11 protein-coding genes are annotated in these 14,450 nt (G+C 37.0%); 4 read left to right on the top strand and 7 right to left on the bottom strand.

The annotated features are described in order from the left end of the window. Window positions 1-23 precede the first annotated feature (23 nt). On the top strand, window positions 24-2,261 hold the full coding sequence (locus AC4BC3_RS06530; RefSeq protein ID WP_490466087.1) for an AAA family ATPase: 2,238 nt from the start codon (window positions 24-26) through the stop codon (window positions 2,259-2,261). 164 nt (window positions 2,262-2,425) lie between these two features. Then, window positions 2,426-4,075: an alpha-glucosidase gene (locus AC4BC3_RS06525; protein WP_490466086.1), complete on the top strand. Its 1,650-nt coding sequence runs from the start codon at window positions 2,426-2,428 to the stop codon at window positions 4,073-4,075. Between the two features lie 107 nt (window positions 4,076-4,182). Here AC4BC3_RS06525 and AC4BC3_RS06520 read toward each other — a convergent pair whose 3' ends face one another. From AC4BC3_RS06520 to AC4BC3_RS06490, 7 genes are all read right to left on the bottom strand, one after another. Then, window positions 4,183-4,743: a TIGR01440 family protein gene (locus AC4BC3_RS06520; protein ID WP_206907967.1), complete on the bottom strand. Its 561-nt coding sequence runs from the start codon at window positions 4,741-4,743 to the stop codon at window positions 4,183-4,185. Between the two features lie 26 nt (window positions 4,744-4,769). Further along, a complete protein-coding gene (locus tag AC4BC3_RS06515; RefSeq protein ID WP_490466085.1) occupies window positions 4,770-5,255 on the bottom strand; it encodes an ECF transporter S component in 486 nt (161 codons plus the stop codon). A 6-nt stretch (window positions 5,256-5,261) separates the two neighbouring features. Beyond that, the gene (locus AC4BC3_RS06510; protein WP_206907962.1) at window positions 5,262-6,059 is read right to left on the bottom strand and encodes a bifunctional hydroxymethylpyrimidine kinase/phosphomethylpyrimidine kinase; all 798 of its coding nucleotides are present in this window, start codon (window positions 6,057-6,059) and stop codon (window positions 5,262-5,264) included. A 164-nt stretch (window positions 6,060-6,223) separates the two neighbouring features. Next, window positions 6,224-7,747, bottom strand: a complete 1,524-nt coding sequence (locus AC4BC3_RS06505; protein WP_206907961.1) for an AMP-binding protein — start codon at window positions 7,745-7,747, stop codon at window positions 6,224-6,226. A gap of 191 nt (window positions 7,748-7,938) precedes the next feature. Next, a complete protein-coding gene (locus AC4BC3_RS06500) occupies window positions 7,939-8,943 on the bottom strand; it encodes a tyrosine-type recombinase/integrase (protein ID WP_490466084.1) in 1,005 nt (334 codons plus the stop codon). Between the two features lie 221 nt (window positions 8,944-9,164). After that, on the bottom strand, window positions 9,165-10,475 hold the full coding sequence (locus AC4BC3_RS06495) for a sensor histidine kinase (protein WP_490467297.1): 1,311 nt from the start codon (window positions 10,473-10,475) through the stop codon (window positions 9,165-9,167). 13 nt (window positions 10,476-10,488) lie between these two features. Continuing rightward, window positions 10,489-11,163 (bottom strand): response regulator transcription factor, encoded by a 675-nt coding sequence (locus tag AC4BC3_RS06490; RefSeq protein ID WP_206907955.1) that lies wholly within the window; start codon window positions 11,161-11,163, stop codon window positions 10,489-10,491. A gap of 196 nt (window positions 11,164-11,359) precedes the next feature. Between AC4BC3_RS06490 and AC4BC3_RS06485 the strand changes: the two genes are divergently transcribed. Both AC4BC3_RS06485 and AC4BC3_RS06480 read left to right on the top strand, forming a co-directional pair. Further along, window positions 11,360-11,776 (top strand): hypothetical protein, encoded by a 417-nt coding sequence (locus AC4BC3_RS06485; protein ID WP_206907953.1) that lies wholly within the window; start codon window positions 11,360-11,362, stop codon window positions 11,774-11,776. Between the two features lie 454 nt (window positions 11,777-12,230). After that, on the top strand, window positions 12,231-14,414 hold the full coding sequence (locus AC4BC3_RS06480) for a type IA DNA topoisomerase (RefSeq protein ID WP_490466083.1): 2,184 nt from the start codon (window positions 12,231-12,233) through the stop codon (window positions 14,412-14,414). Window positions 14,415-14,450 lie beyond the last annotated feature (36 nt).

Below are 14,450 nucleotides of genomic sequence, written 5' to 3'. Positions count from 1 at the left end.
GACTCGTTAAAGGAGGTTGAACAATGAGTGAGTTCTCGCTTACACAAGATCGAGTATTTTCACGTCTAGAAAAACAGATGATTTGGCAAAAACCAAAAAGTCACCGAACGAGTGCAGAAGAAATCAGAATTGCAACAGAAATCAACGAAAACTGGTTTGATCCTGAGATGAAAATCATGAATATTTTATTGGAAGGTGATGCCGGTTCCGGTAAGACACAATTAGCCAAAGCGTTATCTGCTGATTTGCAATTACCTTACACAAAGGTGACATGTTTTGCAGATATGGATAAATCTGATGTTTTTGGTGCGTTATTACCAGTAGTGGAATCTGTCGATGCAGATAGCCAAGAGCTATTAGAAGCTATTTCTCAAACTGAAAGTTTTGACGCTGTTTTGCGTTTAATCCAATCGCATTATCAATTAGATGTACTTTCTGCACGGGAAAAACTAGCTGAATTTGTGCAACAAATTGAAGCAAAGGCTGAAACAACACCTATTCATTATAAGTATTATCCTTCAGAAATCGTTCGTGCGATGGAAAAAGGTTACTTACTTGAAATCCAAGAACCAACAGTGATCCGGGATGCGTCTGTCCTAGTAGCATTAAACTCAGCTTTGGAATCAAACGGAATGTTGAATCTACCAACAGGTATTGTCCGGCGACATCCAGACTGTATAGTTGTGATTACGACTAACCGAAATTATCAAGGAAACCGACCATTGAATGAATCCTTACGGGATCGAATGCAACATGCAGAAAAAATGGATCTCCCTAGTCTTGAGGTAATGGTTGAACGTGCTGTTGGGAAGACAGGCATTCAAGAATCCCCCATTTTACTTAAAATGGCAGAAATCATTCGATTGTTAGATGAAACAGCGAAAGCAAATGCAATCAAAGGTGTTGCTGGAATGCGTTCGTACTTTTACTGGGTGAATACGATGAAGCAAGGTCAAGATGTATTACAATCAATCTACCCAAAAGTCTTATATAAATTGACCACTGATCCTGATGAATTAACGATTTTATCCCAAGCTTTAGACGATACAGGATTATTAATTGAACTAAGGGATTTGCTTCGAGCAAAAAAGTGGGGCGAAACGACTGCTGAACCAACAGTTCGTGGGCGAAAAATCAGTGGTTCAGAAGCAAAAGAGCGTCAGATTGAAGCACTTGCCCCAGAAGAGTTGACTTTGGCAGAACGAGAAACACCTGCACTGGAAAAAGTTGAAGAAATGGCTGATATGGAAAGTCCAGAAGAGACAAATGAATCTGATAATCTAGCTAACATTGAAGAAGAACGAAGTAGTGATGTCGAAGGAAAGCATCAGACAGAAAAAAGTGTGAAAGATGAGTCTGCAGAAATGTCTGCTGCTGACATGGATGCCCATGACAAGGAAATGAAGAAAGAATTGAACAAAGAAGCCCGCCAAATCATGAAAGATACAATGCATGAAAAAGAGGGACTACTTGTTCACCGACCAAAGTACCAAATAAATAGCGATGAAGCGCGAGCAATCAGAGCCCAAGTCTTTCCAGTCGTTGATTCGTTGAGTCGACAAGTATTAGAACTTTTAGATAACGAAGAAAGCACAAGTTATCAAAAAGGTAAATACGAAGGGCAACGCTTTAACGCTAGTCGCATCGCATATGGTGATTTGCGTAATTTTGACAAAAAAAATCCACCCCATGAACAACCATCTCTAGCCGTTGCTATCCGATTAGATGAGTCAGGTTCGATGATTCGAGAAGATCGAATAGAAGCAGCAAAAAAGGCCGCAATTGCGATTGCAGAATTTGCTAAACGTGTCAATATTCCACTGATGATCAATGGTGATACAGCAGATGTTTCTGCACGTGAAAAAACATCCATTTTTTCTTATAAAGAATTCACTGATAGTTTTCAATGGTTAGATGACAAATTGGTAACGATGAAACCACGCCAAAACAACCGTGACGGAGCAGTTTTAAGAGTAGTTGCTGATAAACTGAACCAACAAACGGCAACTACCAAATTGTTATTGAATATTAGTGATGGGCAACCAAAAGCACTTCCAGATTATACTGGAAAAAAAGCAAAAGAAGATATCCAAGAAGTAATCAAAGAATATGATCGACAAGGAATTATTTTCATTGCTGCAGCGATTGGTCAAGACAAAGAAGAAATCAAAGAAATTTATGGGGAAAGTCGTTTTCTTGACATTACAGATCTCCAGGAATTTCCTAAGCAGATGATCCAATTGATTACTCGTTATCTATAGGAACATAAATTATCACTAAAACACTCGAAGTAATGAACGTATGTTTGTTACTTCGAGTGTTTTTTTGAAGGAAAAGTACTTAATTCTTTTTTGTTGACGGTAACAAAGACTTATAGGGAGCAATTTCGTTTATAATTGATGAAATGGCAAAGGAGGGTATCCGCATGACAAAAAATGTACAGTGGTGGCAACAAGAAGTGGGCTATCAAATTTATCCCGCGAGTTTCAAAGACAGCAATCAAGACGGGATTGGTGATATTAATGGAATTCGTGAAAAATTAAGTTATTTAAAAGAGTTAGGGATTGGCTTCATTTGGATCAATCCCATTTACTCTTCTCCATTTGTTGACAATGGCTACGACATCAGTAATTATCAAGAAATCTTAGCAAAATTTGGAACAATGGCAGAATTTGATTTGCTATTGGCTGAAGCTCATCAAATGGGCATTCGAGTGATTATGGACTTGGTTATCAACCATACATCTGACCAACATAAATGGTTTATTGAATCAAAAAAATCAGTAGACAATCCTTTTCGTGATTATTATTTATGGGCAGATAGTACCCCAGAGTCAGCGCCGAATGAATGGCAGTCTATTTTTGGTGGTTCTGCTTGGACACGTGATGAGGAAACTGAGCAATCTTATTTACATGTTTTTGCCAAGGAACAACCTGATTTGAATTGGGAAAATCCAAAAGTGAGAGAAGAGCTATTTACCATGATTCGTTGGTGGTTAGACAAAGGGATTGATGGTTTTCGATTAGATGCTATTTCACATATCAAAAAAGAAGACTATGCTATTCCCGCAACAGCTAATCCATTTTCACCTTTTCAAAATGTAGCAGGAATCGGGGAATATTTGACTGAACTAAAAACGATTTTTGATGAATATGACATCATGACTGTCGGTGAGGCAAGTGGCGTATCTGCTGCGGAAGGCCCACAATGGGTTGGCAAATCTGGGTATTTTGATATGATTTTTGAATTTGATCATATTTCTTTATGGAACCACGAAGAACAAGGTGTACTAGATGTCGTTAAACTGAAGCAAGCACTTACTGAGTGGCAGAATTCTTTAGCAGGAAAAGGGTGGAATGCACTCTATATGGAAAACCACGACGTACCTCGAAGCGTTTCTGCTTTTGGTGATGACCAGAATTATTGGTTGGAGTCTGCGAAAGCGCTAGGAATGATGTACTTTTTCTTACAAGGGACACCTTTTATCTATCAAGGACAAGAAATTGGGATGACCAATATGGCTTTTGCGTCAATTGAACAAGTAGATGCACTTGATTCAAGAAAACTTTATCAACGATTGCTTCAAGAAGGTTGCACGTCGGAAGAATCATTGGCAATCATTCGTAGCACAACAAGAGATAATAGTCGGACACCAATGCAATGGACGGATGAAAAATTTGCTGGTTTCTCTTCACAGGAGCCCTGGCTAGTTGTTAATCCAAATAAAGATGTGATCAATGTCGAAGCACAAACAAAAGAACCAAATTCACTCTTATCGTTTTATAAACAAATGATTCAACTACGAAAACAGCATACTGCATTGGTTACGGGCCGTTTCAAAGAGTATTTACCTGAACACAAACAATTATTTATTTACGAGCGTGTGGAAGCCAGTGAACAATTTTTAATTATGGTAAACTTGACAGCAAAAAATGCAGTTTTTGATCTAACAACTGAAAAATTAACAGAAGATTGGTCAGTCGTATTAACCAATCAGTTGGATGAACATCGATTTGATCTTATGGGCGAATTTGGACCTTATGAAGCTAGAATGTATCAACGAAATTCTCTCTAGTAATCAACTAATAATCAAAAAAAGAGGTATGACAAAATATTGTCATACCTCTTTTTTTGATTATAAATCATTTTAACTAAAAGTGGGAATAAAGAAGATTCCTTTACTTAGCGTTCATTTGTATTATATTGTGCACGTGGACCACCAATATATTTAGGACGAGAACGTAAAGCAGTAACGTGTGCACCACCTAAGGTATTCGAACGAGGGCGGACAGGAACTTGAACATGTTTGACGTGCATCCCAATAGAGGTATCACCAATATCGATTCCTGCTTGTGCAATAATATGTTCGACTTCAACTGGATCAGTAAATTGCTCGAAGGCAGCAACGGAGCAAGCACCACCAGCGTGTAAAGCTGGAACAACGGTCACAATTTCAAAATCTTTCTTTTCGGCTACGCTACGTTCCACGACTAGTGCTCGATTTAAGTGTTCACAACCTTGGACAGCTAGTGAGATTTCTTTAGAATCAAGGATTTCTTTTAGTGTTTGGACAATCCATTGACCAACTTCAGCACTAGAGTTTTTTCCAATGTGCCCACCAACAACTTCGCTAGTGCTACATCCTAATACAAATAAATCCCCAGCTTTGAGGTTTGCTTCATTCAAGATATCAGTAACCATTTCGGTTAATTGTTTTGCCAACATTTCTTTTGTTAATTCCATTTTCATTTATCCTTCTTTCGCTATGGTTAACGTTGTTTTCGTAATTGAAATCGTTTCAAGGCAGAAACCAATGGGTAAGTCAGTGCAATTCCAAATAAGTTCTGGATCATATTTCCTGGAATTGACGCGACTCCTGCTGGCCAGCCATACAAGAACCAACCCGCTAGCAAGTAACCAATGATCATGATCATACTACCAGTGAATAGGCCAAGAAACCAGCGAAACGTTGTTTGTCGACCAACCAAGCCCACAATCAATCCTTGTAACCCATGAATGAGCAGGGAAAAGATCGCCCATTGTGGGTAGCCCGAAATCAAATCGATCAATAATCCGCTGGAACCACCAACAACTAAGCCACCAATTGGTCCAAATAACGATGCTGCTGTATAAATACCAACTTCACATAGAGTAATAAATCCATTCGTTGCTGGAACGGGAATGAGAATCGTCAGAGAAAGCGCAACAGTTAGCGCAATCAGCATAGCATAGGTTGTTATTTGCCTGATGTTCATTTATCGTTATTCCTCCTCTCGTTTTCCTCCGGACCAAACACTACCGGAACCATCGTTCATTAAAACGCCATGGGCAATGCAGTGATAGACATAGTCTTTACTAGTTGCAATTGCTGTAGGTAAAGCGTCACCTCGGCACAAATTTGCTAAAATAGCAGAAGAAAACGTACAACCTGCACCATTAACAGTTGGTTTTGTTAATTTTTTACGAGTGAATAATTGCTCATTTTCGCCATCAAAAAATAAATCGATCGCAAAGTCACCTTGAATACCTTGCCCGCCTTTAATCACGATTTGTTTTGCTCCAAGAGCGTGGATGACTTTAGCCGCGCGGCGAAGGTCATCCAATGATCGTAACTCATCTTGGTTTGCCAACAAAGCCGCTTCCTTTAAATTAGGTGTAACAATAGTTGCTAAAGGAAAGAGTTCAGCAATCATTTTATCCATATAACGTTTATTTTCAGTCGTCTTAGTTTCTTTAAACGCAAGGACAGGATCTAGGACAACTGGAAGTTCTGAATTTTGTATCAAAAAATCATGGACAATCGTGATAGCTTCTTCTGAGTGAAGTAAGCCAATCTTAATTCCATCAAGTGTTGTCATTTTTGTTAATGAAGCTAATTGTTGTTTTAGTAGTCTCGGCGATAAATTTTCTAATTGGAATGTACCTTGTTCGTCCAAAAAACCTACACAGGTTAGGGCACTTAAACCAAAAAGTTGATAATTTTCAAAAGTTTTTAAATCGGATTGAATTCCGCCGCCTGCGAAAGGGTCAGATCCGCCAATTGTTAATACTCTTTTCATCTTATTTCCTCCATAAAAGCAAGTATAGCGAAAGTAAAATAAAATGAAAACAGCCAATTGGCAGATTCGGAACTCAGCCAATTTTGAAAAACGTAGGGAAATAAAAATACTTTCGACAACGAAAAAGCATCGTTATCAAAAGTATTTGTTTGTTTAAAATTATTTTATTGGTTTTTTAATTCTTGTTCGATTTGAAGGCGTTGGACTTTCATTGTTGCAGTTCGTGGAATGTCTTCGAAGGCACGAATAATCGGTGTATTCAAACGTGGCAGTTCGTGAACTTGTGTCCAATAAGCGTCCCAATCCATTTCTTTTCCAGGGGCTAAAGCAATGATTGGTTGTGGCGAATCATTTTTGTCACGTACGATTACGACTTCAGCTAGGAACTCAAGCGAATCAAGTAAATAATCTTCGATTGCTAAGGTACTATTGATTGTTTCAATCAAGTCTACTTGACGATCTTTCAAGAAAAGATGTCCGTCTTCATTCATCACACCGTAATCACCACTGTCCCACCAGTCGCCATAAACATTTTCTTGGAAGCGTGCATCTTCTTTATAGTAAGTCAATGCACGACCTTTTGATAAGAATTGAATGTGGCCATCTGTGCCAGTAGGTAAGAGGTTCCCTTGATCATCCGTGATTCGAGCTTTGGTCAAGTCACCAAGCCCAACACCCATATCACGTGCATCATTTGTCTTTAAGGATTCCAAAGTATGTGCTTTGAGAATCATTGGACCACATTCACTTTGTCCGTAAACTTGTAAAAAGATGGCATCTTTTGTCTTTGAGGTGTCAAGGAAAGTTGCCATTGTCTGGTTATTGATTGCATCGAAAGTTGAGTGATAGTAACGAATACCAGCAAACGCTTCTGGTACTTCTTTTGCAACGAAACTCCATTGAACGAAGTTATTTGGATGCGTTTCTAGTGCAATCGGTGGATTTTGAGTTAGCATTTTCACTACATGTTCTCCTTGTGCGTTAGCCAATGGCATCATTGGGAATCCCATAGCCATTAAGGAAGAAATTCCGATATTGAAGCGAGAGTGGACGGGAGAAATATGAAAAGCCACTAATTCCTTTGCTGCAATCTTTGTAAAAATCATTTTTTGCCATTTTGTTCGCCAGCCCATAGAGTTTGCTGAATGACAAATTAATTTTGGAATACCAGTTGTTCCAGAAGTATGTGTCATATAGGCAATTTGATCTTTTGGTAATTCTTGTTGAGAAACTGGTGTTGCTGATTGGTTCAATAACTCTTTTACTGATAATTGTTTTTCTTTTGAACCATTTGAGATTCCCGCTACGCGTTCCGCAGTAACTTCGTCAAACAAGATAAAAGGATCTTCTAGGCGTTCCACAAACACTTCCATTGTTGCTGTCGGCAAATGATAAGAAGTCATCACAGGTACAGCACCAAGATAAGAAGCAGCAACTGCCATTAGATAAGTGTCGAATGCTGAACTTTTATACAGCATGATTTTGTCGCCTAGTCCAACACCCATTGCTGCCAACTGATAGGCGCGCGTTAAGATTGTTTCATAGCTTTCTTTGTAAGTGCTTTTAAATCCAAGCTCAGGAAAAGCAGCTAATGGTTCATCGATGATGATTGAAACATCTGGTGTTTTTTTTGCTGCTTCTTGGTAATTAGTAAATAAATTAAGTGGGGAATACTCGATTGTTTCCATAGGTCACACTCCATCATTTTTTTGTTAAAAGGGGAACAAATTCCGCTATAATCGTAGCACAAACGTTTTGAAAATAACAGATTATTTTGTGAAAAAGAGCGCAAAATATTTCTTTCTATAAAAGATGATCAAAGTGACAGAAAAGCTTTACTATTTTTTTCTTTCCCAGAAAACAATTTTAAAAACGTATATTAGTCAAATTGATGATAGGAAAATCCTAACATATTTTGGTAGACTTCGTGAAAGTCATGTGGATTAAGGTAGCGATTGCCACATAAATAGTTGACTGTGTCAAGATCATCTAAATACTGTTCAGTATAATAACGAAAAGTTTTTCGACACAATTCTGGTGAAAGATTCTGGTAAACGGTTACTTTACTTAAAATTTGCCGAATCGTCCGGGGAGAGATTTGTTGGTCATGTGACGATTGAAATACAAAATCTTCCGCAGCTAATTCATGTAGGGTGAGATATGCTTTTAGAAAGCTGAATGCTTCATTAGGAAGTGGCACTTGATTCAAGCGATTTTCTTTTCGATGAAGTTGAATCAACTGTTTTTCTAGCAGGAGATCTTTTCTCTTCAATTCCACAATTTCATGGATTTTGAGCCCACAATAAAGCAGTAGTGCAAGGATTGCAAGATTGCGTGGTCGGTTTTTCTTCTCAAAGCTAGCTTCTCGACTTGTATCAAATCCTGCAGATGGAATGAATAGTGTTTCAAAATCAAGTAACAACTCTGCTGGAACATAGCGTGGTGCAGGTGTAGTAGTTTCCGGAGTACTGGTCCCTAATAATGAAATTTCTTTTTTTAACTGCCCATTTTGAAATAAAAACTTCAAAAAATGATTAAGTGCGTATTGCTTTCTTGAAACACCGTGATAATTATTCCTGAATGTCTGCTCGATAGGCTGTTCAGCTGCCGTCTGGAAAGAGCGTGTATGACGATAAATACTAGCTAAAAAGTTCAGGTAATCTCGTTTTTCTAATTGCAAGATAAATTCATCATTCATTTCCTGATCTGGATAAGATTTTTGGAGGAAGTCCGTAAATAAATGGAAATCTTTTGCATATTCGTAACGACTACTTAAAGACAAATGTCCTCGATTTTCAAGTAAGAATTGCTCGAAAATAGGTGGTAATAATTGTAATCGTTGTTTCAACTTTTCTTGTACTTGTTTTCTAGTTTTACTATCCATAATTGTACTCCTTTCAGCTCTAGATAAAATGATCATGGATTCAAGTGTCACTAATGAGACTGATAAATCAAGGATCATAACTGATTCTTTCTCTTATCCTAAAACAAAAATCAAAAATAAGAAAGCGTTAGTGGAGGGAGAGTGATTCTGACAAAAATACCTAAATAAAAATCCCGATAGAATCAACTCGATTGATTCTGTCGGGATTTTTTTATTTTAGATTATTTTAGAGGTAATTCAACAGTAAAAATGACACCTTGTGGTTCATAATCCTTAACAGAAATCTTTCCTTTATGTTGGTCAATGATTTGTTTGGCGATTGCCAAACCCAACCCATAGCCACCAGTTTCTTTTGAGCGAGAACGATCTTCACGATAAAAACGTTCAAAGATTCTTGCTTTTTCATCAGAGGAAATGCTTGGTCCAGTATTCGTAACGTCAATTTGCCATTCTTTGCTGGTTATTTGTGATTCAATCAAAATAGAGTCACCTGAACTGGTATATTTTAACGCATTATCAAGTAGGATAACTAGTACTTGATGGATTTTCTTTTCATCCATGATGACAGTAGCTGTGGACTCATTCGCAATCTGGAAATGTTTGCCATCCATTTCAGCCATTTCTTGAAATGGCTTGACTAATTGGGCGATGAACGGCTGGATATTTACAGCTGTTTTTGATAAAAGTCTTTGATTCGAATCATTTCGCGCAATCGTTAACAAATCGGTTGTCAGTCCGGTAAGTCGCCGTGTTTCTGCCAAAGCTTGAGCAATGCTTTCTGACTCTTCGATAACAGTGTGATTTGGTTTTGTAAATAAATGTTCTAAACTATTCTGGATAATAGACAAGGGTGTGCGAAACTCATGCGACGCATTCTCAACAAACTCTTTTTGCTGTTTCCACGAAGCTAGAATAGGGCGCATACTTAAGTTAGAGAGATAATAACTAATGCCAATTGAAATCAGCCAGAAGACAATCATACAAATAATCATAACAGTTTGAAAGGTAGCTAGAGAATCTTTAATCTGATTGGTATTTGCTAATACTTGAATATAAGCAATTTCGTTTTGATTTGCTTCAGCCTTGCGTGTAATAGAGCGAAATGCCAAAGAATGATCTTTTTCTGATTCAGATAAGTCGATACTTTGAATAACATCAAGGTTTTTTGTATCTAACTTCAAGCCTTGAATTTGATTTAAACGACCACCAATAGCGGCTTTATTCAAAATTTCACCAGAAGCAGACCATAGAATCACTTGGGTATTGAAACGATTGTTATCTGGTTCGTTTAAGGGCTGTCCGCCGGGGAAATTTTCCAAAAAGGGATTTCCTTGTTCGTAACGAGAAACTTCTAATTGAACGGCACGAGACGTTGTATCGATTTGTTTTAGACTTAGATCAGTTTCTCTATAGGCAGATTGGTTAAGTAACTGAAGCGTGATGAAACCTAATAAAATAAAAATACTAGCAAAAGCTGTAACGTTAGTTAAAAAGAAACGAATTTTTTGCTTGTTAGGAAATCTGTCTTTTATTTTTTTCATTTTGTTACACTTCCTGTAAAATATAGCCAACGTTTCGGAGTGTCTTGATATCTTTTGCAAGAGTCGTTTCACGCAAATGTTTTCGCAGATTACTCATATAAACTTCAACGACAGTTAGCGTCGTATCGGAATCAAATCCCCAAATTCGATCAAAAATCTGTTCTTTTGTTAAAATAATTCCCTTGTTTTGTAAAAAGTAAGTTAAGAGTTCAAATTCTTTTCCTTGAATGGATAAAATTTTGCCTTCAAAAGTGACCTCGTTACGATTTAAATCACAAATGACACCTTTGTACTCTAATGAATGTTCATTGAAAAGCCCCAATGAACGCTTTAACAATGCTTTGACACGCATAATCAACTCTTCGCGATAGAAAGGCTTAGTTAAATAGTCATCGGCACCTTTTTCAAATCCTTCGACTTTATCCTCTAAGCCATCTTTTGCGGTTAAAATTAAGACAGGTGTATGAATATTTGCTTTTCTTGCTTGTGCTAAAACTTCGTATCCATTCATCTCAGGCATCATCAGATCAAGAATAACTAAATCATAAATACCACTTTCCAATTCAAAGAGACCTTCACTACCATCGTAAACTTGGACGACTTCTCCAAGATCGTTAATAATTTCTTTGATGTTGTCAGACAAAACTTTTTCATCCTCAACAATGAGTAACTTTATCATTGATTCACCTCATTTTTCATTCTGATTAATTTTAACACAGTTATCCTAAAATTAGCTTAAAGCAATTTTATGGAGCTGATCAGGAGAAAATTGTTGTAATTATTAATAATAAGTAAAAATAGATCTTTCTTAGTGAAAATAAATGTAATTTTTCTGAAAATGGATTTATAGTGTTGAAAAAGAGAGGAGATAGCCTATGTCAAACAAAAAAACAATCTTTTTGGTGACCCATAAGCAATCACCTGGAAAGTATATTGCCAAGCAACTTTATCGGAACATTCAGACAAGTAGTTTGAAGAACAAGCTGAAGTTTGTTTATGTAGAACTAGCGAAAAATCAAGACATGATTCATGCAGTTCAAGGAGACATCGTTTTAGTCGATTATTTCTTGAATCGAGACATACCTAAGCTTGCTTCTAATTTGTCACCTGATGTGTGTATTGATTTATTGAATATTGGAAGCACTAGTACTCATTCACCAATCATGCTCGAACGGCAACTGGCGCCTTTGTTACAATTAAATCCGTTGGAAATTCTCGTGCATAATAATCAAGATTTCTCTTTGTATGAATACGTATTACCAGCTGCAGACATTGGGCTAAATCGTTTATAGAAAAAACAAAGAGGAGGGGGGATATGGAAACCATTAGTAGTTATCGATTTACATGGTGTATGTTACGATCAAACTGAAACCTTTAGAGTAGGATTGCTAACAAAAACCAACGTTACTAGACTGTGGTATACAAACAGAATATTGTATCGATACAGCAATCAAAGTTACATATCATCAAGCGATCAAGTAAAGTTGCTACCTTCTTTAACAACGATTTACGATAATCCATTTATGTGTGAGTAAGGATAATTGCTTTTTGATGAAAAAGTTGGAATCAAAGACTGGTTGAGTTTATGTCCTAAATGTATAGATTTTCTTTTTTATTCAATTACAAACATATTTTCGCCTTGCCTTATCAGACTCTTGATAAGATAAGGTTTTTTTTGTTGTCAGATTCAAAAATTTGTTCCATAATAGGTAAGTCGCAATTAGCTTGAATAACGGAGGAGAAGTCATGAAAACAGTTATTTTAGCAGAAAAACCATCCCAAGCAAAAGCGTATGCTGAAGCCTTTCAACAACGAAAAAAACAGGATGGTTATTATGAAATCAAAGATCCGTTATTTACAGGTGAAGTAACGATTACTTATGGATTTGGTCATTTAGTTGATATGGTTCCACCGGGTGCATATGAGCAACGTTGGGCGAGATGGTCATTAGAAAATTTACCGATTTTCCCTGAGACTTTCCAGTATGAAGTTCCTATGGATAAAAGAGTGCAGTTTGCAATTGTCAAAAAGGAATTACAATCTGCAGATACTATTATTGTCGCTACTGATGGAGATCGGGAGGGAGAAGCAATCGCCTGGTCAATCATTCGCCAAGCAAAAGCATTTTCTAAAGAAAAAAAATATCTTCGCCTATGGATTAATTCATTAGAAAAAGAAGCAATCTATGATGGCTTTAAAAATTTAAGACCAGGTGAATACTATTTTCCAAAGTATAAAGAAGCAAAAGCAAGGCAAAATGCCGACTGGTTAATTGGGATGAATGGTAGTCCTTTATACAGTCTATTGCTTCAAAAGAAAGGAATCGATGGTAGATTTTCATTAGGAAGAGTACAGACGCCTACGTTATATATGATTTTTAAATTACAAGAAGAAATCAATCATTTCAAAAGGGAACCATATTTCGAAGGTGAAGGAGAGATTCGGCATCAAAATGGACAATTCATCGGAAAAATGGAACCAAAAAAATCTTTCAAGACACCAGAAGCCTTGACAGCAGAATTACGAAAATTAGGTGCGCATTTAGGTGTTCAAGAGGGACAAATCAACCAAGTAATAAAAAAAGAAAAGCAACTTCGTAGTCCACGTTTATTTTCGCTATCTAGTTTGCAATCAAAAATGAATCAGATGATGAAAGCTAGCGCAAAAGCAACGCTAGAAGCGGTTCAAGGGCTATATGAAAGTAAGTTTTTAAGCTACCCCAGAACGGATTCGCCATATATCACTGATAATGAGCATCACTACCTGGTGCAACAATTGGAAAAATATAAAGGATTTCTTGGTGTTGAAACCATTGACACACCTGAACTATTTCCAAAGAAACGTTACGTTGATGCTAGTAAAGTGCAGGAACATCATGCTATTATTCCGACTAAAACAATTCCAACGAAAGAGCGTTTTAGTAAACTTTCGCGTCTTCAACAAGCAGTCTATTTGCAGGTCTTACAAACAACGATTGCCATGTTTGCCAGTAACTATATTTATGAAGAAACAACTGTTTTGACAGCTGTAAATGAATTGAAGTTAAAAAGTATTGGTAAAGTCCCTATCCAACAAGGTTGGCAAGCGATTTTAAACACTGGAAAGAAAAAGAAAAAAGATCTGCAAAAATTGCCAGTGCTTCAAGAAGGTGATCTTGTTGAAGTAGAGCTAAAGTGTCTCGAAAAAGAAACGCAACCACCCAAACCATACAATGAAGGAACGCTGATTACAGCTATGAAAACAGCGGGGAAAACGTTGGACGATAACGAAGCACAAGAAATATTGAAAGAAGTAGAAGGAATTGGAACTGAGGCAACACGTGCAAATATTATCGAAAATTTAAAACAACGACACTATATTGAAGTGAAGAAAAATGAACTATTTGTTACTTCAAAAGGTGTAACTTTATGTAAAGCTGTCGCAAGTGAACCTCTTTTGATTAGCGCCGAGATGACCGCACGCTGGGAAGGGTATTTACGAAAAATTGGAGAGAATCAAGGAACGCCAGAAGTATTTTTGGAAAATATCAAAAAATTCATTTTACATTTGCTAGAATCTGTTCCTCAACAAATTCAGCAAGTTGATTTATCAAAGGAAATTACTGGTACACGTCAAATCAAGGCGATGGAGAAGAAAAATGATCAATTAGGTCGTTGTCCAAAGTGTCAAAATGGACTTGTGATGTTGTACCCTAAGGTAGCAAGTTGTCTCAATCCAGAATGTGACTTCAAATTATGGCCAATAGTCGCTAAAAAGAAACTAACTAAGACGAATCTTCGTGAACTTTTGTCGAAAAGAAAGACTAGTAAAGTAATTAAAGGATTTACTGGTAAAAAAGGTAAGTTTGATGCAGTTTTGGTGCTGAAAGAAGACTTAACAATCGGATTCGAATTTCCATGGATGAACAAAGTAAGGACAGAAGAAGAATGACGATCAAAATAAATTTATTTATTCCGAAAAGTGAAA

The organism is Enterococcus sp. AAFC-DPL-6103, from assembly GCF_058216595.1.
Note: the sequence above shows the minus strand (reverse complement) of the source record. Positions and strands in the feature narration are given on the sequence as shown.